The 23,130-nt window shown below is 43.7% G+C and carries 19 protein-coding genes; 7 read left to right on the forward strand and 12 right to left on the reverse strand.

Annotated elements, in window-relative coordinates; all coding sequences use genetic code 11:
* Window positions 1-163: 163 nt before the first annotated feature.
* The 8 genes from AAE250_RS13595 to AAE250_RS13630 all read right to left on the reverse strand — a co-directional run bounded on the left by AAE250_RS13595 (window position 164) and on the right by AAE250_RS13630 (window position 7,728).
* The gene (locus tag AAE250_RS13595; protein WP_294602122.1) at window positions 164-385 is read right to left on the reverse strand and encodes a hypothetical protein; all 222 of its coding nucleotides are present in this window, start codon (window positions 383-385) and stop codon (window positions 164-166) included.
* The gene (locus tag AAE250_RS13600) at window positions 375-623 is read right to left on the reverse strand and encodes a hypothetical protein (RefSeq protein WP_294602123.1); all 249 of its coding nucleotides are present in this window, start codon (window positions 621-623) and stop codon (window positions 375-377) included. The genes AAE250_RS13595 and AAE250_RS13600 overlap by 11 nt, the downstream gene beginning before the upstream one ends.
* Window positions 624-737: 114 nt before the next feature.
* A complete protein-coding gene (locus tag AAE250_RS13605) occupies window positions 738-1,343 on the reverse strand; it encodes a hypothetical protein (protein WP_294602126.1) in 606 nt (201 codons plus the stop codon).
* Between the two features lie 14 nt (window positions 1,344-1,357).
* Complete coding sequence (locus AAE250_RS13610) at window positions 1,358-3,046, reverse strand: GTPase (protein WP_294602128.1); 1,689 nt, start codon at window positions 3,044-3,046, stop codon at window positions 1,358-1,360.
* Between the two features lie 4 nt (window positions 3,047-3,050).
* Window positions 3,051-5,519 (reverse strand): GTPase, encoded by a 2,469-nt coding sequence (locus AAE250_RS13615; protein ID WP_294602130.1) that lies wholly within the window; start codon window positions 5,517-5,519, stop codon window positions 3,051-3,053.
* Between the two features lies 1 nt (window position 5,520).
* Window positions 5,521-6,132 carry a hypothetical protein gene (locus AAE250_RS13620; protein ID WP_294602133.1) on the reverse strand — a complete coding sequence of 204 codons (612 nt, stop codon included), beginning with the start codon at window positions 6,130-6,132 and terminating at the stop codon, window positions 5,521-5,523.
* A 4-nt stretch (window positions 6,133-6,136) separates the two neighbouring features.
* Window positions 6,137-6,358, reverse strand: coding sequence for a DUF6140 family protein (locus AAE250_RS13625; RefSeq protein WP_294602136.1), 222 nt, complete (start codon window positions 6,356-6,358; stop codon window positions 6,137-6,139).
* Between the two features lie 443 nt (window positions 6,359-6,801).
* Complete coding sequence (locus AAE250_RS13630) at window positions 6,802-7,728, reverse strand: helix-turn-helix transcriptional regulator (protein ID WP_294602139.1); 927 nt, start codon at window positions 7,726-7,728, stop codon at window positions 6,802-6,804.
* A gap of 850 nt (window positions 7,729-8,578) precedes the next feature.
* On the opposite strand from AAE250_RS13630, the gene AAE250_RS13635 reads away from it, so the two are divergent.
* From AAE250_RS13635 to AAE250_RS13645, 3 genes are all read left to right on the forward strand, one after another.
* Window positions 8,579-9,208, forward strand: coding sequence for a hypothetical protein (locus tag AAE250_RS13635; RefSeq protein WP_294602141.1), 630 nt, complete (start codon window positions 8,579-8,581; stop codon window positions 9,206-9,208).
* 68 nt (window positions 9,209-9,276) lie between these two features.
* Window positions 9,277-9,534, forward strand: coding sequence for a hypothetical protein (locus tag AAE250_RS13640; protein WP_294602144.1), 258 nt, complete (start codon window positions 9,277-9,279; stop codon window positions 9,532-9,534).
* A gap of 45 nt (window positions 9,535-9,579) precedes the next feature.
* Complete coding sequence (locus AAE250_RS13645) at window positions 9,580-9,960, forward strand: YkvA family protein (RefSeq protein ID WP_294602147.1); 381 nt, start codon at window positions 9,580-9,582, stop codon at window positions 9,958-9,960.
* A 130-nt stretch (window positions 9,961-10,090) separates the two neighbouring features.
* On the opposite strand, the gene AAE250_RS13650 is transcribed toward AAE250_RS13645, so the two are convergent.
* The 3 genes from AAE250_RS13650 to AAE250_RS13660 all read right to left on the reverse strand — a co-directional run bounded on the left by AAE250_RS13650 (window position 10,091) and on the right by AAE250_RS13660 (window position 12,422).
* Window positions 10,091-10,525 (reverse strand): hypothetical protein, encoded by a 435-nt coding sequence (locus tag AAE250_RS13650; RefSeq protein ID WP_294602149.1) that lies wholly within the window; start codon window positions 10,523-10,525, stop codon window positions 10,091-10,093.
* A gap of 156 nt (window positions 10,526-10,681) precedes the next feature.
* Complete coding sequence (locus tag AAE250_RS13655) at window positions 10,682-11,140, reverse strand: SLOG family protein (protein ID WP_342289051.1); 459 nt, start codon at window positions 11,138-11,140, stop codon at window positions 10,682-10,684.
* Window positions 11,141-11,162: 22 nt separating this feature from the next.
* Entirely contained in the window at window positions 11,163-12,422 is a 1,260-nt protein-coding gene (locus AAE250_RS13660) for an RtcB family protein (RefSeq protein WP_294602155.1), read from the reverse strand.
* A 253-nt stretch (window positions 12,423-12,675) separates the two neighbouring features.
* Here AAE250_RS13660 and nagA point away from each other — a divergent pair, with 253 nt between their 5' ends.
* The 3 genes from nagA (at window position 12,676) to AAE250_RS13675 (ending at window position 18,228) form a co-directional block, all read left to right on the forward strand.
* Entirely contained in the window at window positions 12,676-13,842 is a 1,167-nt protein-coding gene (nagA, locus tag AAE250_RS13665) for an N-acetylglucosamine-6-phosphate deacetylase (protein ID WP_294602157.1), read from the forward strand.
* A 99-nt stretch (window positions 13,843-13,941) separates the two neighbouring features.
* Window positions 13,942-15,933 carry a glucosamine-6-phosphate deaminase gene (locus AAE250_RS13670; protein ID WP_294602160.1) on the forward strand — a complete coding sequence of 664 codons (1,992 nt, stop codon included), beginning with the start codon at window positions 13,942-13,944 and terminating at the stop codon, window positions 15,931-15,933.
* 156 nt (window positions 15,934-16,089) lie between these two features.
* Window positions 16,090-18,228 carry a glycoside hydrolase family 3 C-terminal domain-containing protein gene (locus AAE250_RS13675; protein ID WP_294602163.1) on the forward strand — a complete coding sequence of 713 codons (2,139 nt, stop codon included), beginning with the start codon at window positions 16,090-16,092 and terminating at the stop codon, window positions 18,226-18,228.
* A 54-nt stretch (window positions 18,229-18,282) separates the two neighbouring features.
* Here the strand turns inward: AAE250_RS13675 and AAE250_RS13680 are convergent, their stop codons facing one another.
* Complete coding sequence (locus tag AAE250_RS13680; protein ID WP_294602165.1) at window positions 18,283-20,094, reverse strand: glycoside hydrolase family 2 protein; 1,812 nt, start codon at window positions 20,092-20,094, stop codon at window positions 18,283-18,285.
* Window positions 20,095-20,200: 106 nt separating this feature from the next.
* Here AAE250_RS13680 and AAE250_RS13685 point away from each other — a divergent pair, with 106 nt between their 5' ends.
* The gene (locus AAE250_RS13685) at window positions 20,201-23,128 is read left to right on the forward strand and encodes a golvesin C-terminal-like domain-containing protein (RefSeq protein WP_294602168.1); all 2,928 of its coding nucleotides are present in this window, start codon (window positions 20,201-20,203) and stop codon (window positions 23,126-23,128) included.
* Window positions 23,129-23,130 lie beyond the last annotated feature (2 nt).

The raw sequence follows: 23,130 nt of genomic DNA on the forward strand, positions 1-23,130 counted from the left end.
TAATATGACCACTGTGTACCATTGCAATTCAAACGGGCTCGGTGCGCCCGGATCGATAATGGCAATCAAGAAAAAGGCTATAGTAAGCATTAACGTAGATAAGCCGCTTAACGCAAACAAGAATATTACGGTAGTAAGACACCCTCTCATCATTTCCTCCTTTCTACTTGATTATAAAATAGATAAACTTACCCAATATCCAGGAAGCAAACAACAGAGCAATCAGCCCGATGATTGCGCATATCATTATTGCCAGGAAGTTAGTGATGTGCCAGGAATCACGCATTTCCCCCGCTACGATCAAAAGCAACATAATGGCGAATGGCGAGGGGAGCAAACATAGAATAATGGAGCTCCATTCTGCAACGCTCTTTTTACTTATCATGCCTGCCTCCTTTCGCTTTACTCTCTGTCGCTCTCTTTTTATCTTCTTCAGCCAGCTCTTCCTTGGCTTCATTTACCCCTTCCCAAAACGATTTGGAAAGCAGCAACCACCCTAGGATATAGCCTATTACAGCAAATATCCATATTTTCCACTCGAAGGCTGCAGCAAAAGCTGCACCTACCACAGCACCAATGCCTCCATTAATGAGGCTTTTAATCAAACCTTTCAGAATTTCCATAAATGTTCCTTTAGTTAATGTTTCAATCATTTATGGAGGCAAAGGTAGAGGGAGGTTCGGCCAACGGCGGGCAGAACGTATTTTTCTTTTCTAACTAAATAATACTTTTACAATCTATAGTTCCCGTAGCATTTTTGAGACATACCCATCATGTCTGAACCACTTATGAGCCCAGTTTGGCACCATAAATATGTAACCCGAAATATCTTCATGAGGCGCACAATCCAACTGATTACCAATGGCAAGCGCAGCTTCCTTATCAGACATTCCACAACTATGGGCTACTTCTTGCCGAAGCAGAGCATAAGTTATTTCTCGAATCATCCCTGCCGATACTTGCTTTTTTCTCACAGCTTCGACCGTCATCGCATTACTTAATAAGATTTGCCTCAGTTCTGCAACAGATGGTACTTTTACAATTGGCCCTACCCTTAATCCCCAAAAGCAATATTCACCTTCTACTTTAAACATTCTGAATCCTTCTACCGCATTGCGAGAATTACATTCTGTTGCATACTGTTTCAACTGAAGATTCTTTATATTATGCATTAATTCCGGAATAATAGGCTGATGCCGCAATTGTCCATAGGTATATCTTTCACCGTTAATACCACCACTGCCCGAGGGTAAGTCGGAGTCACTGACAATGCAAGCCTCAATACGGAGGCTTGCTGCAGGAAGAGGATAATCTGAATTACAATATAAAAAATCAGGAACCATAGTCATTCTTATATTTATTCTACAATTTCAATAAAATCTACATATTCAGCATCCAATTCTAAAAGAGCCTTTTTAATATTCTCATTCTTACTCATACTATTCGAAATTTCCATTTTCATACGATCCACTTCCTCTAATTTATCTTTATAATTTGTAATTACACTAAGATTAAAATTCTTCTCTATTTCACATCTTATTGATTTGATTTTAGAGCGTAAATCAGCGTTTAACTGGTTCTTGGCAGCCGCAATTTCTTTCGTTCTCTTTTCTTCCTTATTCTTAGCATATAAATCTAAACCTATAGAAGCAAGTGTTGTAACAACAGGAATACCAAACTTTGCCACTTTACCCAAGGTACTAGCTGTCTTCACTGCTTCCCAAGGTTTAAATTTATGTCCAAAGAATTTCCCGACATTATATATCATAGTGTGTGCTTGGCTACCTGCAGCCTGTGAAATACCTCCATTCAAACTATTTACTCCAGACATTTGAGCTAATTTCGCTCCCCCTTCGGACAAATAATTTAAGAAAGTCTTTTGTTTTTCCAGATTTTTTCTTTCCTCTAAAGATATAGAAGGAGAATTTATTCTTGCATCCAAATTCTTCTCAAACAGTAATAAAGACTCCCTGCTCCCAAAATTCTCCATCTCAGACATTAGATCTGAATAATTTTGGTTTACCATTTCTTCAATATCCGTCAATAGTTCAGTGGTTCTATCTTCAATTTGACGAGAAAGTCCATTTACTTCATTTTCCAGCTCAGTTTCTGAAATCTCACCGATTTTAGATGATACATTCATCGAGTCAGATATACTATCTGATTCAAACTGATTTAGCTTCAACGCTAAAGAGCGTTCCATGTCCCTCATGCTTTTTCTTATGCGTGAGGAAAAATGCTCTGCTTGAATCTTCAAATTAGGGTCAACCTGAGAAACGGCAATATCGGCAACATGTCCTTTCAAAATTCGAACAGGAGTATCAAACTGTTTTTTTATCAGTCCTTTATCGGCAACAAATGAGTTTAGAGTAGATATAAAAGAATTAAAATTACTTAGCTGAATAAAATCATCATCTTCTTCTGTACATCCCTCAATATAATCAGCAGCATCAATAAAAACTACTTCAAAATTAAATTCATAACCACGCTCTTTAAATATAGAATGAATAGAATTTAAGTAATTTTGCCTCAGAGTATCGAAATCTCCAGCTTCCATTGACATCTTGTTGATTGCTATCAACATTTTATCATTCAACTTCTGCGTATATGCTAAATCTATAAAATTCTCAAAGATTACATCATCAAAAAGTTGACTGGTCAATACATAAACAATCAAATCACACTCTTTTAAAGCATCTTTTGTTCTTTGGTCATGTTGCTCCACCTTTCCAGCCAGGATTCCCGGGGTGTCCATTAAAACAATGTTATTCCATTTATATTCCGAAACAACATCTGTTGCGACATTGGCATCAATTTTAATATCTCTATTTCCCGTCAAAGCCGAAATTATAGTAGACTTCCCAGAACTATATTGTCCGACAAAAGCAATTTTCAATTCCACGCGTTCTCTTAACTCAGATAATTCTTTGTTTAGCGCTTCCTTGATATTCTCATTACCCGTACGATCCAAAAGATCATATGTCTTTTTTACCAACTCTTGCAACTTCTTGCTTAATTCTGCTATTTTCAAATTTGTAGTTTCCATATTTTTATATAAAGGTTATTTGTAATTGAGTTAATTCATTAGCTCTTGCATTCTCATCGGCATCAACAGCGTAAGGACATTGTACAGTCATCATTGATTTTTCATAAACACGCTTTGCTGAAATCTGCTGCATAATAAGGTCAATGCCGACATCTTTTATACTGCTTCTATTTTGTTTGCCTAACTGTTGCAATAATCGATAAGCAAAGATAGCACCAAATATCTTTTCGTATTTCTCCGATTCTGTAACAATGGATTTCAACGCACCTAGTATATAGCTTGTATTATCTAATAAAATAGAGAAGCTGTTACTCAGTTTACTTTCGATATTATCAATGTTTTTATTAAGCTCCCCAAGCACATCTTCAAGCATCTTATTTTCATTAGCATCAAGCTCTTTACCTAAAGCTTCAGACAATTTATCCTTCGCTTTTTTTATTTTAGTATCTTTGGAAGTAAACATACCAACCAATAATGCACCTAGTGCAGCAACAACTACTCCTGCAGCAATTCCCCAGCCAACCGGGTTCCAAAAATTCGTTAAAGCAAATAAAGCTGCCCCACCCCAAATACCTGCAGCACATGTCAGTAGAGAGCTTACTATTCTAGCTCCAAATTTCCAATCTGTTATTCCCTCACCGGATAAAGAACTGTTTATATCTTTTTGATTTATTTGGAAAGCCAAATCACTAAAACACTCCTCAATCCGATTCTGTACATTCTTAACAAATTCTCCGACAGACGTTTGTATATTCAGATCTAAAGTTTTATATACACGTTTATTATCTTCATCCTCTTTCCACAGCTTTTCAAGATCTGATTTCCTATCATAATATTTATCAGCAAATACCCGAGCGTTATTTCTCAGTTCTTTATGAGCATTAATAATATGCCCCTTTATTTCGTTCGCAACTTTCACCCGTTCTTTCCCAATAAATCCTTTTAATTCATTCTTTTTCTTTTCAAGCGCTTGAGAATAGACACTGATTTCATCATGTTTGCCACTCAGAGTTTCTCTAATCTGAGAAATCTGATAGCCACACCCGTCAACTATATTCTGCGTTTTCTTAAGACTGCCAGTTCTGTATACCGACTGCTTAATCTTATAAATAAACTCTTTGATATTAGAACCCTCCATTAAAGCTTGCTTATCCTCAATTGAAAATTCGCTATCTGAAAAATATAACTTCGCAGCCAACAATTGTAATGGAATAATTTCTATAAAGTTAAAATCATAGTTATCACCTATACACTCTCGAATCCTATCAAAATGTCCCTGAATGTTTTTATCCCCCTGATCAGTTTTCCATTTTAAAGGTTCTTTCAAGAAACGTTTCAAGCGAATGGGATGCTCCAGATTTTCTTTAATATTCAATATTATAAATAACGGTTTACTCCTTTCTTTTAGTTGTTTCAAAAAATCAAATTCAGTTTCCTGAATAGAGTCATTTGTAACAACATAGCAAATTAAATCGGCCTCATCAATGATAGTTTTGGCTGTTTCAGTATCACTCTTCCCACCAGGTGCACCAATACCCGGAGTATCAACAATTCGGATATTTTCCCAATACCAACTTCTATTATATCGAGTAGTCCTCAACCTACCAACCCCAATATCATCCTCCTCTTCATGAGTAACGACTTTATGCAAAGTACTTTTCCCTGCCTTTGTCCGCCCCATAAATGCAATCGTGAAATAATTGATGGTACGCTTCTTCTTATTAAGAACCTCCAAATTTCCAGCTAATGAATCTATCAAATTCTGCTTAATAGAATCACTCAACTGCTCTACAACTTTAATGAACTCGGTCACCTCTTTATCTTTCCGCTTCGCTTTCTCTATTTCATCAATATTCTTTTGCAATTCCGAGAAATAGTTACTTAATAAAGAGTTATATCGAATCATATAATCTTCTGCAAGCGACAAATCTTCTTGAGAGCTTTTTGCTATAGACTCAACTTTCTTCACAAAACGAGTCCCTGAAAGTAATTCATATTCCTCGCCATCATCTTTATCCTCTTTCAGTTCATATATCAATGCCTTGAAGGCAGCTTTCAAAGAATCAGTCCACGAAAATTCCTTTTCACTTGTTTCCCAAATTTCATCTTGGATTCTACTTTGAACCTCATTTTCTATCAGCACTAACAGAGACTGGGATATATTTAGTTTTGCAGCAATACTATTGATAAAATTCTTTTCCCTCTGATCATAAAAGCCATCAGCATACGCAACAGCAAACAATTCTTTAAAAAGAGTTCTAACATTATTTTCTGTTACATTTTGCATCTGAAGTAGCAACCTATCGATAGGAATCTTAGTTTCATCATCAGCAAAAATTTTAGCCTGTTCATCAGTCAAAGTAGCAGAAGGGTTATGCCTGCCATTGAGAACCTGCAATTCCTTATCATTAATCTCACCATCAGCAACTATAAGATAAGAAGAAACCAAATAAGATAACTCATCAACAGTCATTCTATCCAATAATATTAAGAACCAACAATATTATAACCAACGCCATCACTGTAACAGTCAAAATACGATTTGTGATACTTCCTTTTTTAATTACCTCTATCTGTTCTGACAGTCCCTGAACTTGCTGTTGGGCATTCCGTTCTTTTTCTTCCATCTTTTCTTGTAAAGCTGCAAAGTCTTCATGATGGCTATCTTTCAACTTTATTAACATAGAGACAACTTCAGCAAAATTTACTTCTTGCTTCTTCAAAGCATCTAGCATCTGAGTCTGACTAGTTAACACAGAATCAATATTAGTTGAACTCTTCTCTACCGAAGCTACAACCCTTAAATTAGAATCAGTCAATTCTGATATTTTATCTTTAAGAAGCGTCAACTGCCCTTCAACTTCATGTTGAATAATAGCAATTCTCTCTACATAGCTATTTAAAGTATTTGCTAAAGATATATCTTTTGCTTTTGAAAAATCATAGTATTCTTTGAGTTTCTGACTTAATAACTCAGCATTGCTTTTATGAGCTTCAGCAATATCATTCAAATGTTTTACTTTTTCCAATTCAGCAATCAAATCATTGAAAGCTAACTCTATTTCATGTGTATCGAACTTTTCCATATTTTTATTTGATTTTGTCCACCTTTAAATATCCAGAATTCAGACATCCCATCTTTTTCAAATCTACTCCAAAAGTAGCTTTAAAAATATTATTCAATTGTTCTGCAGCTTGCAGATTAGTAACCGGATGCGAAAGCATCGTAGCCATTTCAACACTCATACCCGGTTCAATTACCATATTAGCAGAACGGGCGTGTATTTTCACAGTAATTCGATAAAGTGCCATAATTTCAATTATATAAATTCATTCAATATATCTCTTTGATATCACAAAAAAGCGTGAACCACACTTCCACTTATCCCTTGAAAGTCAGGCTCTGGTAAACCTTTTGTCAAAGAAATAAGCAAGCAGATTCACGCCCATCAGGGTATGAACGGTGCTTGGACTTATTTACTCTTGACAATTAACGATGTTTACCAGACTTCGACTTTCAGAGTAACACGTCCACGACGTTCAATAATATTTTAAGACCTTTCGATCACGTTTTATTTACGTTCTCTCAGTTCTGTTGCTGCAAAACTAAGAAACTTTCCTTGAAAAACGTTATGAAATGAATAAAATATCGAAAACTGCTTGCTTTTCTTTATTTAAATGTTTTCCGCAATACGTTATTTTGCGTACAAAGTAAAGGAGACATTCAGCCAATGGCTGGCAGAAAACACAAAAGTTTATGATAGAGTTATCATCCCGCTCACATACAGTTTCAACATATTTTTCATTTCTTCCGCCAAATCATTTCGCAACCACACAGGCTCCAGCACCTCGACCTTGGAACCGTGCGAAAGCACCTCCTGATAAAAGTCATCGGTGGGGCGCAACAGATATTCAAAAACAGAATACTCTTCTGTAGTTTCTGTCTCTTTTTGCGAATGATGCAACGGCAACGCACGAATATACATCACTTGTCTGCCATATACCTTGAGGCAAACACGTTCCACGTCCGTCTCTTCATCCACGATAATTCCGAAACTGGCGGCAAAATAAACCTGCGGATCAAAGCCCTCGGGATAAAGAAATTTCTCCTCACTTATATCCAAATTCAAGATGCGATCCAGAGCATAAATCCGTATCTGGTCGTATTGCCGATTATGAGCTACCACATACCAACGCTGGCGGAAAACCTTTACGCAATAAGGCTCTATCTTAAATGTGGCGGATTCGTTTCGATAAAAGCTCTGATACGTCACTTCAAGCACTTTGCTGTCGCGCATTGCCTCGATGATCGAAACCAGATACTGCCTGCCTGAAGGTATCTCTTCAAACAGAATGCGCTGCTTCAACTTGTGGCTTTCCCTGATAAGATTATTGACGGTAAAAGTGCTGACGAGCCAGTTACGCACTCCACCACGCTTCATGTCATCTGCATTTTCTATATAATAACAGTAACCGTTACGTCTGTCACACTCAATGTTGATGTCGAACATACTCTCTATCGCCGCTCTGTCGTTGTGGAAAGTACGGAGAGGTATTTCCTTCCCTCCACTGATTTCCGTACGCAACCAGCGTTCGTTGATTTCTTCAAAAGTAATTCTCCCGACGCGGTAGATGGTATCTACCAGCCAGATGTATCGCCTAAACATGTCTTGTATACTCATCTCATAAAAATTTGGCTAAAAGTAAAGAAAATCTTTCTATCATCCCTCAATTCTCACATCAAAAACGATGTGAGTCCGACAGATTCTTTCAATGCACTGAATTCACACCAAATGCCCATTTAGCGATAACAACGTTGCTAATCCCTAAGAACAATCTTCTAAAGCAGGATTTATAAGATACGAAAATGGTCTTTTCAAATCGAAACACCTAGGTTATCTTTTCGTTTAACCCTGGTTTACTTTTCGATTGACCATGGTTAAACGAAAAGTAAACCATGGTCAAACGAATTAAAAATGGCAAGTTGTATATCACTCCATCCCGATACTCCCAATAACCTAATGCGTACCTCAACATTCCACAACACTTATGCAAAGTTATGGCATATCGTTCTCTTAGCTTTGCCCCAAAGAATACAATGTATACATCAAAATATGAAAAAATAAAGCCCATGAATATGAAACCAACTCGTTTGCTTGGTATTTCAGCAAAAAATTGTTTATTTTGCAGAAAGCTACAAGTGCACAGGCAACGGCCGACACTGGCTGATGACATATTGCGAAACCGACTGACGGATTATTGGACCTGGTTAAATCTGGAAAATTTATACAAAGGAGTCTATAATAATTGGTCAAAGTATGTTCCGTATCCCTGCATAAGGGACATGGGCTTTACTTTTTCCTATTTAGACTCCAGGTTTTCCAGAACCTAACCAGATGAATAAGAAAACAGTGAGTGCATGTTCCTTTTTTCTTATTCCTCCCCTACCTTCGCCTTTCGGCCAAATGACCATTATGAACTTGACCGATATAAGAGTAATAGCTAATTTTGAATAATTAAACAAACAGTATCATGAAATATGTCCGTTTTCTTCCCTGGGTGGGAGAGCAATACCAAAAGGGAATTTCCCTTACAGATACAAGCTATTCCCATGCTATCCGAATCATGATTTTGGGTGAAAGCCACTACTGTGCCCATCCGGCAGATGCCGTTCCCGAACTGACCATCAGCATCATTCAAGACTTCATTGATCCCCAAAGTGAACATGAACCTTACAAGAATACTTATACTAAGTTCGAACGAGCTCTGGCAGGCAAACCACTCTCGGAGACAGAACGCATTCATTTATGGAATAGCCTTCTCTTCTACAACTATGTACAGGTTCCCATCAGCAGTGCTCGCCAAGCCCCTACAGCGGAAGAGTTTGCGGTATCCGAAGGTGCCTTCTTCGAGATATTGGAGGCATATCGTCCGAATTGTATGATTGCTTGGGGACAACGACTTTATAACAATCTGCCCAATCGCGGGCATCAACTGCCTGACTTGATACTTGCCAACGGTGATTCTTTCGAGACGTGGGAGTATCAACTGTCCGGAGGACATACAGTCGGTGTGCTTCCTGTCACCCATCCATCCGCTGCCTTTACACCCGAATATTGGCATGAGGTGATTCAAGCATTTATGAGGAGGGAAATTCTATGAAAACGGCAGCAATCATCGTAGCATATATATTATGTATAAACATCGTTCAACCTAATAATCATACGGATATGGAAAAGAAAAATTTCTATTGCGAATACTGTGGGCACAAGTTTCCCACAGTGCAGTCATTGACAAGCGGCACTTGCCCCCGCCATCCAGATGGCTCCAACAAAGGTCGTCACAAGCTGTACGAAGGCAGCGAAAAGAGTAAATATACCTGTAAGTATTGTGGACATGAGTTTTCGTCCATCATGCAGATGGTAGGAGGCACATGTCCGAGACATCCGAAAGGGAGCAATAAGGGAGGGCATGCGCCAGCACTGTAGAATGCCAAAAGAGTGTAACAAATTATAAACTAAAATCATATGATTATGAATAAAATAAGATATGAAAGTTATCAGAATAATTATTCTGATTCTAAATTATGGGACAAGATTGCGAAAGTAGCCAAAAAAGCTGGTTTAAAAGTTATTTATGTAGTATTGTTATTATATTATGTGTCACAAGACCCTACTGTTTCTAAGGCAGATAAGGCTAAAATATTCGGTGCTTTAGGGTATTTTATCTTGCCGATTGATTTAATTCCTGATGCAATCCCGGTAGCTGGGTATTCGGATGATTTAGCAGCTCTCATTTGGGCATTACACGCCGTTTGGGCAAATGTTACTCCAGAAATGCAGGTAAGAGCCAAGCATAAACTCCATGAGTGGTTTGGCTCTTTTAATGAACAAGAATTAAATAATTTGTGGTAAATTAAGGAATAAAGAAGCCACTTCTTTCTGATATATAGTTTTGCCAAAGGAGGAATGTGTAGAAAGGAACACATTCCTCCTATTGATTACCTTCCAGGTTCGAATTGTGCCCAATTCTAATGCCCCTTTTTTATACCCACAAGTAAGGATAATAATCAATGAAAAGTTGCATCCCCTCCCTGATGCGTTCCTTTTTATAGTTGCGAGAAGCTTCGAAATCGGCAATGATTGAAGCCTTGTCTTCCTCATTGTTACTATCATCGCATTCAGGAAAGGCGAACTCGATTTGCTGATATTCCTCGAAGGCATATATCATCTTTCTGATTATATTAAGCCATTCGTTATATCCTTTTTCTATACCATATTGATAAGCTAATACACCTGGACATGCGCCCGGTCCTTGAGTCGCTTTAAGAAACGCCCTCAGGTGGTCGGCTATGATTTTAGCTAGTGTTATATCGGTAGACCATACATTTCCCACGCCTATATCGGCATAGTCTTCGCTACTTTTTTCTTTCCGTCTTTTTTCCTGCCAGCCTGTCTTTTTGTTTAATTTTGATTTCATACCATTAAAGTTGTTCGTTATCATTCTCTTTATCATACAGAGTTCTGCTACACAAGCCTCATTTCACGTTACAACCTGAAAAAATTCACACGAGTGGTACATAACCCTATGACGCTTACGTTCACGCAATATGGTAACTGCAAAAGTGATCAGGAACTAAAACACCCAAACCGGAATGCCCTTTTCTTTAGCCAGTTCTATTATCAGTCCCGTCTCATCGGATTCGCTGTCCCCAAAGACAACGAGGTGCGTTGCGATAGTCAGCATATCCCTGTTTCGAAGCATGACGGCCATCTGTGAATATTCTTTTCTATTGACGGGGAAAAGAACCTTTGTCATTTCATGCTCGTCAGCATAGCGCATGGCAAGCATTTCCGTTCCTTTCTCCGTCCCAGAAATGATTTTTATAGAGTGTTCCTCAAAAATATCCGAACACCAAAACAGTTCGTTGAGCTTTTCAGACATATAGTCATAATCTTCAAAATTGCATCCACCTGTTATGATTACTTTGTAAGCATTGAGATAACTATCTATATATAATTGAGTCATAAACTCGACTATGTCTTTATCTTCTTTCAAAGTAGACTGATTTATTCGTGCCTTTCTATTTTTCATTTTATATCGAAATGAATGAGTCCTATTCTGCTGCCTTAAAGTTGAATACCGGCTTGATGACATTCACCACTGTAACAGTATCCTGAATATTTCGGAGGATTTCATCCTTCGGCTTGTATACCATAGGGGATTCGTCTTTGGTATCCTCTACAACGGTTTCGCTATAGATGCCCTCCATAGACAGCTTGAAATCTTCCATATCTATCTCTTTGAATGCCCGGCTGCGACTCATCACTCGTCCCGCTCCATGAGGAGCAGAATAGTTCCAGTCTTCATTACCTTTACCAATGCAGATTAATGAACCATCGCGCATATTGAGAGGGATGATGCACCGCTCACCCATCCGTGCGGAAATGGCTCCTTTGCGGATGATATTATCATCGCCTATGTAGTTGTGGACACTTTCGAATGATTCGCCCCGATTCTCTACATAGCCTTGTCCGGTGAGGAAGTCCATCAGCAAATCGGCTATCAAGCGGCGGTTGATTCGTGCCCATTGCTGGCAAAGCCGCATATCATGCAGATAGTCTTCACGAAACTCATTTTCTAAATAAGAAAGTTCCGGAAGAATGGAAGGTTTACGCATTTTAAAGGAGTTGTGTAAGTTGCGGATTACTTCTTGCAACTCATCTTTCCGCCCTGCCTGCTTGTACTCCATTATAATCCGATTCTGCTGCTCTATCATCTCATCCCATCCGGACTGGCACTTCACAGCCAATTTCTGATAGACTTGCGCCACCTGCTTACCCAAGTTACGACTACCGGTATGCACTACGAGATAGTACAGACCGTTGTCATCCTTATCCAACTCTATAAAATGATTTCCACCGCCCAATGTACCAATAGCTTTATTGAGCCGCTTGGTTTCCTTCAACTCACGATAGCACCGCAACTGCATGATAATACGCTTGGCCTCGCTGTACCGCTCCATGTATTGCTGAGGTAGCGGAACTGTTTTTCCGTCTCGAATATTTCTACCTGAAGGAATCAGATGCAGTATCTGTTCATTCAAGGTATGAAAGTCAATCTGCCCGGTACATAAAAACGGTTGTACCAAGATACCACAACCTATATCCACTCCCACGATATTGGGTATGACTTTACCTCCTAAATCTCCGGTAAACCCAATGACACATCCGGCCCCGGCATGAACATCCGGCATAATCCGAATTTTGCAATCACTAAAAATTCCTATGGACATCAATTGTCTTATCTGCTCAATGGCTTCATTTTCTACATTGTCTGTGAAAATTTTCACATCATAATTTCCGATTGTTCTCATAATGCTATTTATTGGTATTTTTTGCAAAGTTACCTTTGCCTTATGCCATATCTTTGCACAAGTTAGAAGTTCATAGCAAATTCAAAACAGTAGAAACCCTGTTACTTAAACATTAAACATCCATTTTTAGAGTATTTAATGAAAATACCTAAAAAGAAGGAGTGCATGTTCCCTAAAAAGTATCTATTTTTGTCCTCTGAAACAACGTCAAAAGACAACATGATTAATTTAATAACTCTAACCCCTAAATCCTATGTTGACCCAACTTATCAACGCGCGCATCCTGACTCCACAAGGATGGCTTAAAGACGGCTCTGTACTTATCAGAGACGGAAAGATTCTTGAAGTGACCAATTGTGACCTCGCCGTAATCGGTGCACAATTAATAGACGTAAAAGGCATGTACGTACTGCCCGGAGGCGTAGAAATCCACGCCCATGGCGGTGGTGGACGCGACTTTATGGAATGCACCGAAGATGCTTTCCGCGCAGCCGTCAAAACCCACATGAAGTACGGAACCACCAGCATTTTCCCCACCCTTTCCTCGTCCACAGTCCCGATGATAGAACAAGCCGCAGAGACTTGCACCAAACTGATGGCAGAGAAGGACAGCCCGATTCTCGGTCTGCACCTGGAAGGACACTACCTGAATATGGCGATGGCAGGCGGACAACTTCCGGAAAACATCAAGAATCCCGACCCTAACGAGTATATTCCTATTGTAGAGAACCTGTCCTGCATCAAGCGCTGGGACGCTGCCCCCGAACTGCCGGGAGCCATGCAGTTCGGCAAGTATATCACCGCCAAAGGCATCCTGGCATCAGTAGCCCATACGCAGGCCGAGTTCGAAGACATCCGTACGGCCTATGAAGCCGGATATACCCATGCCACCCACTTCTACAATGCTATGCCCGGTTTCCATAAACGCCGTGAATACAAATACGAAGGCACGGTAGAGAGCATCTACTTACTGGATGATATGACTGTCGAAGTAGTAGCCGATGGTATTCACGTACCTCCTACCATCCTGCGACTGGTTTATAAAATAAAAGGTGTGGAACGCACCTGCCTGATAACAGACGCCTTGGCATGTGCCGCAAGCGACAGTCAGGAAGCCTTCGACCCGCGCGTCATCATTGAAGACGGAGTCTGCAAACTCGCCGACCACTCCGCCCTTGCCGGCAGCGTTGCAACGATGGACCGCCTGATACGCACCGTAGTACAGAAAGCCGATATTCCGCTGGCAGATGCCGTGCGCATGGCTTCCGAAACTCCGGCACGGATCATGGGCGTATACGACCGCAAAGGCTCTCTTCAAAAAGGAAAAGATGCCGACATCATCGTGATGGACGAGAAACTGAATATAAGAGCCGTATGGGCAATGGGCAAACTTGTACCGGAAACTTATACCATCTCTTAAATTATCTTCAACAAGTATACGAATGAACATTGTTTTTCGTATATTTGTTGTTCAATAGAACAGCGAAATGCTTTAATCATTTATTAATACCAAAATTTTATGAAAACCAATCTAAGCTCTCAAATCACTCTCAACAGAGTCTCCCCCAGGTACTACCGACCTGAGAATGCATTTGAACGGTCGGTATTGACCCGACTGGAAAAAATTCCGACAGATATCTATGAATCCGCCGAAGAAGGCGCCAACCAGGTTGCGCTTGACATCGCACAGTTAATCCGTGACAAACAGAAAGCCGGACGTTTCTGTGTATTGGCACTGGCAGGCGGTAATTCTCCCCGCAACGTATATTCCGCCCTCATCCGCATGCACAAGGAAGAAGGACTGAGTTTCCGTAACGTAATCGTATTCAACCTCTACGAATACTATCCGTTGGCTCCGGATGCCATCAACAGCAACCTCAACGCCTTGAAGGAAATGTTGCTCGACCATGTAGATATCGATAAGCAAAATATCTTCAGCCCGGACAGCACCATCGCCAAAGATACCATCTTCGAATACTGCCGTCTGTACGAGCAACGCATCGAGAGTTTCGGAGGATTGGATGCTGCCCTGATCGGCATCGGACGTGTAGGTAACATCGGTTTCAACGAACCGGGTTCGCGCCTGAACTCTACCACCCGCTTGATTTTGCTGGATAACGATTCGCGCAACGAAGCGTCCAAGATGTTCGGCAGCATCGAAAGCACGCCTATCAGCTCTATCACGATGGGTGTTTCCACCATCCTCTCCGCCAAGAAAGTATATCTGATGGCATGGGGTGAAGAAAAATCCAAAATGGTGAAAGAATGTGTGGAAGGCGCAGTTACCGATACCATCCCGGCATCTTACCTGCAAACCCATAACAATGCGCACGTCGCCATCGACCTGTCCGCCGCCGCCAACCTGACGCGTATCCAACGCCCCTGGCTGGTAACGTCTTGCGAATGGAACGACAAACTGATCCGCAGCGCCATCGTCTGGTTATGCCAACTGACCGGCAAGCCGATTCTGAAACTGACCAACAAAGACTATAACGAAAACGGCTTAAGCGAATTGCTGGCACTGTTCGGTTCTGCTTACAACGTGAATATCAAGATATTCAATGACCTGCAGCACACCATCACCGGTTGGCCGGGTGGCAAGCCGAATGCAGACGATACCTATCGTCCCGAACGCGCCAAACCGTATCCGAAACGCATCGTAGTCTTCTCTCCGCATCCCGATGATGATGTTATCTCCATGGGTGGCACTATCCGCCGCCTGGTAGAGCAGAAGCATGACGTGCACGTGGCTTACGAAACTTCCGGCAATATTGCCGTAGGCGATGAAGAAGTAACCCGCTTCATGCATTTCATCAACGGATTCAACCAGCTCTTCAACAACAGCGAAGACCAGGTTATCAGCGACAAGTATGCCGAAATCCGCAAGTTCCTGAAAGAAAAGAAAGACGGTGATATGGATACGCGCGACATCCTGACCATCAAAGGCCTGATTCGCCGTGGTGAAGCACGTACCGCTTGTACTTATAACAACATCCCGCTGGATCATGTACACTTCCTCGACCTGCCATTCTACGAAACAGGCAGAATTCAGAAGAATCCTATCAGCGAAGCAGATGTTGAGATTGTACGCAACCTGCTGCGCGAAGTGAAGCCTCACCAAATCTTCGTTGCCGGTGACCTGGCCGACCCGCACGGCACACACCGCGTTTGTACGGATGCCGTATTTGCCGCCGTCGATCTGGAGAAAGAAGAAGATGCCAAATGGCTGAAAGACTGCCGCATCTGGATGTACCGTGGTGCGTGGGCAGAATGGGAAATCGAAAATATCGAGATGGCTGTGCCTATCAGTCCGGAAGAATTGCGTGCCAAACGTAATTCTATCCTGAAACACCAGTCGCAGATGGAAAGCGCACCGTTCCTGGGCAATGACGAACGTCTGTTCTGGCAACGGAGTGAAGACCGCAACCGCGGTACGGCTGCACTGTATGATAGTCTCGGTCTTGCATCTTACGAAGCAATGGAGGCGTTTGTAGAATACGTTCCACTGTAATATCGGGTTAAAACTTTTAGAAGGCTGTGTCAAATTCATTTTGATGCAGCCTTTTTTTGTGTAAGATATATGGTAGAGATTCTTTCATAAATACAAATTATAGAGTAAATTTACAGCAGAAATATTTCATAACCACTATACCAAAAGAAAAACCACATGAATCGAAAGAAATTCTATCTATTGGCAGCGGTCTTATATTGTAGTACCGCTGTATTCGGACAACGCACTTTGGCAGAGCAACGTGCGCAAATCTTATTAGGGAAGCTCACCCTGGAAGAGAAAGTAGCCTTGATGCAAAACAGTTCACCCGCCATCCCGCGACTGGGCATTAAAGCCTACGACTGGTGGAGCGAAGCATTGCACGGCGTAGCCCGTGCAGGCATAGCCACCGTTTTTCCACAAGCCATTGGCATGGGTGCATCGTTCGACGACGATTTGCTTTACCAGACATTCACAGCCGTATCGGATGAAGCTCGAGCCAAGTCTGCAGAGTTTGCCAAGAATGGCGGTCTGAAGATCTATCAAGGATTGACCTTCTGGACTCCGAACGTAAACATCTTCCGCGACCCGCGCTGGGGACGCGGACAAGAAACCTACGGTGAAGACCCGTATCTGACGAGCCGCATGGGAGTATCCGTTGTCAGAGGTTTGCAAGGGCCCGAAGATGCCGAATACGACAAACTCCACGCATGTGCCAAGCACTTTGCCGTGCACTCCGGTCCGGAATGGAACCGCCACAGTTTCGATGCCAAAGATATCGACCCGCGTGATTTGTGGGAAACCTACCTGCCGGCATTCAAGGACCTTGTGCAAAAAGGAAATGTAAGAGAAGTGATGTGTGCTTACAACCGCTTCGAAGGAGACCCCTGCTGTGGAAGCAACCGCCTGCTGATGCAGATATTGCGTGATGAGTGGGGATATAAAGGTCTGGTAGTTTCCGACTGTTGGGCAATCTCCGATTTCTATCGTCCCAATGCCCACCAGACTCATCCCGATGCCGCGCATGCATCTGCCAGTGCCGTATTGAATGGAACCGACCTTGAATGCGGACCGGAATTCGGACATCTGACGGAAGCCGTAAAAGAAGGTTTGATCGATGAAGCACGTATCGACGCATCGTTGCTACGCCTGCTCACTGCCAGATACCAACTCGGCGAAATGGATAGCAGCAATGCCTGGCCTATCCCCTATTCAGTAGTAAACAGTAAGCCTCATCAGGATCTGGCATTGCGCATGGCACGAGAATCCATCGTTCTTTTGCAGAATAAAGATAATATTCTCCCGCTGGACAAGAAGTTGACAGTAGCCGTAATGGGACCCAATGCCAACGATTCAGTAATGCAATGGGGTAATTATAATGGTTTCCCCGCCCACACCGTCACTTTATTGGAAGGTATTCGCGCCAAATTACCGGACGGCCAGGTGATTTACGAACCGGGCTGCGAGCATACCGGTGGCGATGCATCTTTAAATCTGCAAGCAGCTGTCGATAAAGTGAAAGATGCCGATGTAGTCATCTTTGCCGGAGGAATCTCCCCCGCACTGGAAGGTGAAGAAATGCCCGTTACGGTTCCCGGATTCAAGGGAGGCGACCGCACAGACATCGAATTGCCCGAAATTCAACGTTCACTGGTGAAAGCACTGGTAGACGCAGGCAAGAAGGTGATATTCGTCAACTATTCGGGCTCTGCCGTAGCACTCACACCCGAAAGCGAGAGATGTGAAGCCATTCTTCAGGCATGGTATCCGGGACAGGCCGGCGGAACAGCCGTGGCCGATGTCCTCTTCGGAGACTACAATCCTGCAGGCCGCCTGCCGATTACATTCTATAAGAATACCGCTCAGCTGCCCGACTTTGAAGATTACTCCATGAAGGGAAGAACGTATCGCTATTTCAAGGATGCACCATTATTCCCCTTCGGTTATGGCTTGAGCTACACTACCTTTGCTTACGGCGATGCACATATCTATCGTGCCGACAATGCCAAGAATGATATGTTGCTTTACATCCCCGTAACAAATACAGGGAAGCGTGAAGGTGAAGAAGTGGTGCAGGTTTATTTGCGCAAGCCCGGAGATACGGATGCACCACAACGTACGTTGCGCGGATTCAAGCGTGTGAAGCTGAATGCCGGTCAGCAGCAGGAGGTTTGCATCAGCTTGACGGATGAAAGTTTCGAATGGTTTGATACGAATACAAATACCATGCACCCCGTAGCAGGAAACTACGAATTGTTGTATGGTGGAAGTTCACGTTTGGAAGATTTAAAGGTATTGCCGGTAGAAATTAAATAGTCTAATAGGTCTGATACGCGGACGGCGCGTCGTCCGCGTATCTTATTCTATCTTTTATTTATAAGTCTCCGCCAACTCTTCATACCACTTCTTCAGCACAAAGAACGCTTTCTTTTTCTGTCCCTTGTCCGAAACCAATCCTTTACGATTAAAATCATCCTGTATTTCGGGCACGTGGCGGCGTGGAGAGCGGAAATCTTTCAATATCCACGGCGTTGTACCTGCCAGTCCGGGAATGCGTTTCAGCATATTGACGTGACGGATATACAAGTCTTCCTGATACTCTTCCGTGAAACGTTCGTTCTTGGCGCCATGGCGTCCGTACAAAGCACCACCACCAAGCTCACTGATGAATACCGGTTTCTGCGCACTGAACGTCCAGTTCACCCTGTCGCATTTCTCCGAATCACCGTCATACCATCCCACATATTCATTGAAACTGATAATATCCAGCAAATCACCCAACGGATCATCCACTGTCATAACACCCGGCTGCACCTCTTCCTTTTCCATTGCTGCACCTATCAGACGTACATTATCCAAACTTCTTGCCTTGTTTGCCAAGTTAGTAAGGAACGCCAACCGCGCATCACTGTGGGGAGTTTCGTTCGCAATAGACCAGATGATAATATTGCAACGGTTCTTGTCGCGTGCAATCATATCGCACAACTGTTGTTCCGCATTCTTGTAAGTATCCTTATTTTCCCAATGGATAGTCCAGTAAACCGGAATCTCGGACCATACCAGGAATCCCATACGCTCGGCTTCGCGAACCATCTCTTCATTATGCGGGTAGTGCGCCAGACGCACAAAGTTACATCCCAGTTCCTTTACCCAACTCAGCAGCGTGTGAGCATGATCCCTTGAATAGGCACGTCCACTATAATAAGGTGTCTCCTCATGAATGCTGATACCCCTGCAGAAGATTTCCTTGTCATTCAGCAATATCTTGGTACCTTCCGTGCGGATGGTACGGAAACCGATTTCATCCGATACTTTGTCCGTCTCGGAAGAAAGGTTCACGGCATACAGTTTCGGATTCTCAGGCGTCCAAAGCACAGGTTTCGTCTTTACCTGGAAAGAGGCATAACCATTGGCATCGGTAGTTACTTCCTTCTTTATTTTCAATTCGGGAATATCCAGTACTACCTTTTGTTCCTTGGCAGAGCCATCCAGCTGCACCCATCCTTCAATCATATTCTTGTCATTCTTCTGCAACTGTACATAATAGTCGCGTATATAAGTAGAAGGCATTTCAACCAAAGTAACAGGACGGGTGATACCACCGAAGTTCCACCAATCGGCATTGACCGTAGGCACAGCTTCCGGACGGCGTTTGTTATCCACTTTCACCACCAGGCTGTTCGTACCATCCTTCAACAGATTGGTAATCTCATAATTAAAAGGAGTGAATCCGCCTACGTGTTGTCCCAGGCGCTTGCCGTTCAACCATACGATGGCTTCATAATTGGCTGCACCGAAGTTCACAAACAGACGTTTGCCCGGTTGCAGCGAGTATTCAAAATGCTTCCGATACCATACCGTCCCTTCGTAATAGTACAGTTGCGGACGTTGCGTGTTCCAGTCACCGGGAACAAACAACAGCTTGTCCGTTTCAAAATCATACTCCTGAAGCTGGGTCTTGTCCGAATAGGTTTTGTCTTGGGCATAACCGCCGTCATAAGGTTTCAGACGATAATCATAGTACCCGTTTTCAAAAGGATCTACGATTGTTTTCCACTGTCCGTCAAGGGATGTAGTCTGGCGGGCACCGACATTCATAATCAGAGGAGCCTGCTGCGCAAAAGCTAAAACCGGCATCAAGGCCAAGAGAAAGGCCAAAGAGTTTTTTAAGAGTGTTCTCATAGGTTTTATGTATTTATAATGTAGTTTGCAAAAATATAAAAAAGAAAGTAACTCAATCGCCATCGAAGCCATCTTTTATGTACTTTTGCACACCCAAGAAACAGATATGAGAAAAATAATTCTTATCAGCATATTGCTTTTACACGGAATACTGCTTTCCGCCCAGGATATCGAAAAGAATGTAGAAGAACGCCTCCGGACCTTCTTCAGAGAATATAGTACCAATACCGTCAATATCGGGACCTGCAAACTGGACAGTTTCCGCATTGATTTCCGGAAGAAAAAGCTGCTTATCTATGCCGACGAACGGTTTGCTTACCAACCCATGCGACCGGAAACCGTCGATGCCATCTACCGGCGTTTGGGACAAATCCTCCCCGGTCCGGTGAACTACTTCGATATCACCTTATATACTTATGGGCGCAGCATCGACGACCTCATCCCCAACCTCTACCGGAAAGGGAAAAAAGACAAGGCGCGGCTGTTCGGTAATCTGGAATATAAAGGCGCTCCCTGGGTTACCCGTACTTCCCGTCCTTATGACATCACCCGCGGGCTGGAAGGCCGGCACATCGCCCTGTGGCAAAGTCACGGAAATTATTACATCAACGACATGAACAAGTGGGCATGGCAACGCCCGCGACTGTTCTGTACCACCGAAGACCAGTTCACTCAATCTTTCATCCTTCCCTACCTCATCCCTATGCTTGAAAATGCGGGAGCCAACGTATTCACCCCGCGCGAACGCGACACACAGAAGCAGGAAGTAATCGTAGACAACGACGGCACTTTGAGCGGACAAGGCAGCCAAGGCTCCCTCTATCTGGATGTCAAAAGCCGGAAAGCCCGCTGGGAACAGGCCAATCTGCCCGGATTCGCCCAACGAAAACGTATCTATCAGGAAGGAGAAAATCCTTTCCTCAGCGGTACGGCACGCTTCGCCAAAACCGAAAAGAAAAAAGACAAAGCCTTTGCCGAATGGGTGCCCGACATTCCGGAGACGGGAGAATATGCCGTATACGTCTCCTACCAGACCTTGCCCAACAGTGTGAGCGATGCCAAGTACCTCGTATTCCACAACGGCGGTGTCACCGAGTTTACGGTAAACCAGCAAATCGGTGGCGGCACCTGGGTCTATCTCGGCACTTTCACCTTCGATAAAGGTAGAAATGATTACGGCATGGTGGTTCTGAGCAATGAAAGCCGGGAGAAAGGTGTAGTCTGCGCCGATGCCGTCCGCTTTGGTGGCGGCATGGGGAATATCGCACGTGGCGGACAAACCAGTGGACTGCCCCGATACCTGGAAGGTGCACGCTATTCCGCCCAATGGGCAGGCATGCCCTATCCCGTATATTCTGGTCGAGAAGGAACGAACGACATGGCGGACGACATCAACGTACGTTCGCGTATGGTGAATCATCTGGCAGGAAAATCTCTTTTCAACCCCGCAGAAGAAGGGCTGGGCGTGCCTTTCGAAATGAGCATGGCATTACACAGTGATGCCGGCTTCAGCCGGGAAGACGAAATCATAGGAACCCTCGGCGTCTATACCACCGATTTCAACAACGGGCGCCTGAATGCCGGCACAGACCGTTACGCCTCACGCGACCTCTCGGACATCCTGCTGACTCAATTGCAACATGATATCCGTTCCACCTTCAACACCGACTGGACGCGCCGCAGCATGTGGGACCGCAACTACAGCGAAACACGCCTGCCTGCAGTTCCTTCCACCATCGTAGAACTTCTGTCGCACCAGAACTTTGCAGACATGCGCCTGGGACACGATCCAAACTTCAAGTTCACCGTCGGACGTGCACTTTACAAAGCCATCCTGCAATACATCTGTAGCCAGCACGACAAAGATTACATCGTGCAGCCCCTTCCCGTCAGCCATTTCGCCATCCGCTTCGGCAAGAAGAAGAATACCCTCGAACTCTCCTGGAAAGGCGAAGACGACCCGTTGGAACCCACTGCCAAACCACGCGAATACATTGTTTATACCCGCATCGGACGCGGCGGATTTGATAACGGCGTACGCGTAAGCACCCCGTCTTATACTGCAAAAATAGAACCGGGCATCGTCTATTCCTTCAAAGTGACCGCCGTCAACCGCGGGGGCGAAAGCTTCCCCTCCGAAACGCTCTCGGCCTACAAATCCAAACGCGAACAGGAACGTGTACTCATCGTCAACGGTTTCGACCGTATCAGCGGACCGGCCGTGATCGATACTCCCACCCAAGCCGGCTTCGACATCGCCCAAGACCCGGGTGTCCCCTACCTCTACGACATCTCCCTTTGCGGTGCCCAGCAGAACTTCAACCGCAAGGATGCAGGAAAAGGGTTGGGAAGCAGCGGTAGCGAATACGAAGGTATGAAAATCATAGGAAACACTTTCGACTATCCTTTCATACACGGCAAAGCAATACAAGCCGCCGGCACTTACAGTTTTGTGTCATGCAGCGACGAGGCAGTAGAAAGTGGCATAATCTCTTTGGAAGACTATGCGATAGTAGACTATATCCTCGGACTGGAAAAAGAAGATGCATCCGGCAACCCGTCGCGAAGCATCTATTACAAGACTTTCTCCTCGCCGATACAGCGCGCACTGACTTCCTATTGCCGTTCAGGAGGAAAGCTGCTGGTCAGCGGCGCCTACGTAGGCAGTGATATGAACAGCCGGCAGGGCGACCGGGAATTCATTCAGAACATATTGAAGTACCGCTACGGCAACTCCCTGCAAACAGCAGAAAATAATATCGCCGTTCAAGGCCTGGGACGTACATTCACCCTCCCCCGCCTTCCCAACGAGCAAGCCTATCCGGTCACCGCCCCCGATTGCATCCTGCCCATGTCTCCCGCTTTCCCGGTGATGACCTATGCCAATGGCAATCAGTCCGCCGCCGTGGCTTATCAGGGTAACGACTACCGCACCTTCGTCATGGGTTTCCCTTTCGAAAGCATCAGGGAAGAAGCGGACAGAACTGCAATTATGGCATCCGTGCTTCAATTTCTAAGTGAAAGGAAGAGGTAATC

The organism is Bacteroides sp. GD17, from assembly GCF_038448625.1.
Classification (GTDB): Bacteria; Bacteroidota; Bacteroidia; order Bacteroidales; family Bacteroidaceae; genus Bacteroides.

What these genes read in the sequence shown, in the direction of transcription:
- AAE250_RS13595 (WP_294602122.1), bottom strand. Translation starts at nt 385, where the DNA reads ATGATAAGTAAAAAGAGCGTTGCAGAATGGAGCTCCATTATTCTATGT.
- AAE250_RS13600 (WP_294602123.1), bottom strand. Translation starts at nt 623, where the DNA reads ATGGAAATTCTGAAAGGTTTGATTAAAAGCCTCATTAATGGAGGCATT.
- AAE250_RS13605 (WP_294602126.1), bottom strand. Translation starts at nt 1,343, where the DNA reads ATGGTTCCTGATTTTTTATATTGTAATTCAGATTATCCTCTTCCTGCA.
- AAE250_RS13610 (WP_294602128.1), bottom strand. Translation starts at nt 3,046, where the DNA reads ATGGAAACTACAAATTTGAAAATAGCAGAATTAAGCAAGAAGTTGCAA.
- AAE250_RS13615 (WP_294602130.1), bottom strand. Translation starts at nt 5,519, where the DNA reads ATGACTGTTGATGAGTTATCTTATTTGGTTTCTTCTTATCTTATAGTT.
- AAE250_RS13620 (WP_294602133.1), bottom strand. Translation starts at nt 6,132, where the DNA reads ATGGAAAAGTTCGATACACATGAAATAGAGTTAGCTTTCAATGATTTG.
- AAE250_RS13625 (WP_294602136.1), bottom strand. Translation starts at nt 6,358, where the DNA reads ATGGCACTTTATCGAATTACTGTGAAAATACACGCCCGTTCTGCTAAT.
- AAE250_RS13630 (WP_294602139.1), bottom strand. Translation starts at nt 7,728, where the DNA reads ATGAGTATACAAGACATGTTTAGGCGATACATCTGGCTGGTAGATACC.
- AAE250_RS13635 (WP_294602141.1), top strand. Translation starts at nt 8,579, where the DNA reads ATGAAATATGTCCGTTTTCTTCCCTGGGTGGGAGAGCAATACCAAAAG.
- AAE250_RS13640 (WP_294602144.1), top strand. Translation starts at nt 9,277, where the DNA reads ATGGAAAAGAAAAATTTCTATTGCGAATACTGTGGGCACAAGTTTCCC.
- AAE250_RS13645 (WP_294602147.1), top strand. Translation starts at nt 9,580, where the DNA reads ATGAATAAAATAAGATATGAAAGTTATCAGAATAATTATTCTGATTCT.
- AAE250_RS13650 (WP_294602149.1), bottom strand. Translation starts at nt 10,525, where the DNA reads ATGAAATCAAAATTAAACAAAAAGACAGGCTGGCAGGAAAAAAGACGG.
- AAE250_RS13655 (WP_342289051.1), bottom strand. Translation starts at nt 11,140, where the DNA reads ATGAAAAATAGAAAGGCACGAATAAATCAGTCTACTTTGAAAGAAGAT.
- AAE250_RS13660 (WP_294602155.1), bottom strand. Translation starts at nt 12,422, where the DNA reads ATGAGAACAATCGGAAATTATGATGTGAAAATTTTCACAGACAATGTA.
- nagA (WP_294602157.1), top strand. Translation starts at nt 12,676, where the DNA reads ATGTTGACCCAACTTATCAACGCGCGCATCCTGACTCCACAAGGATGG.
- AAE250_RS13670 (WP_294602160.1), top strand. Translation starts at nt 13,942, where the DNA reads ATGAAAACCAATCTAAGCTCTCAAATCACTCTCAACAGAGTCTCCCCC.
- AAE250_RS13675 (WP_294602163.1), top strand. Translation starts at nt 16,090, where the DNA reads ATGAATCGAAAGAAATTCTATCTATTGGCAGCGGTCTTATATTGTAGT.
- AAE250_RS13680 (WP_294602165.1), bottom strand. Translation starts at nt 20,094, where the DNA reads ATGAGAACACTCTTAAAAAACTCTTTGGCCTTTCTCTTGGCCTTGATG.
- AAE250_RS13685 (WP_294602168.1), top strand. Translation starts at nt 20,201, where the DNA reads ATGAGAAAAATAATTCTTATCAGCATATTGCTTTTACACGGAATACTG.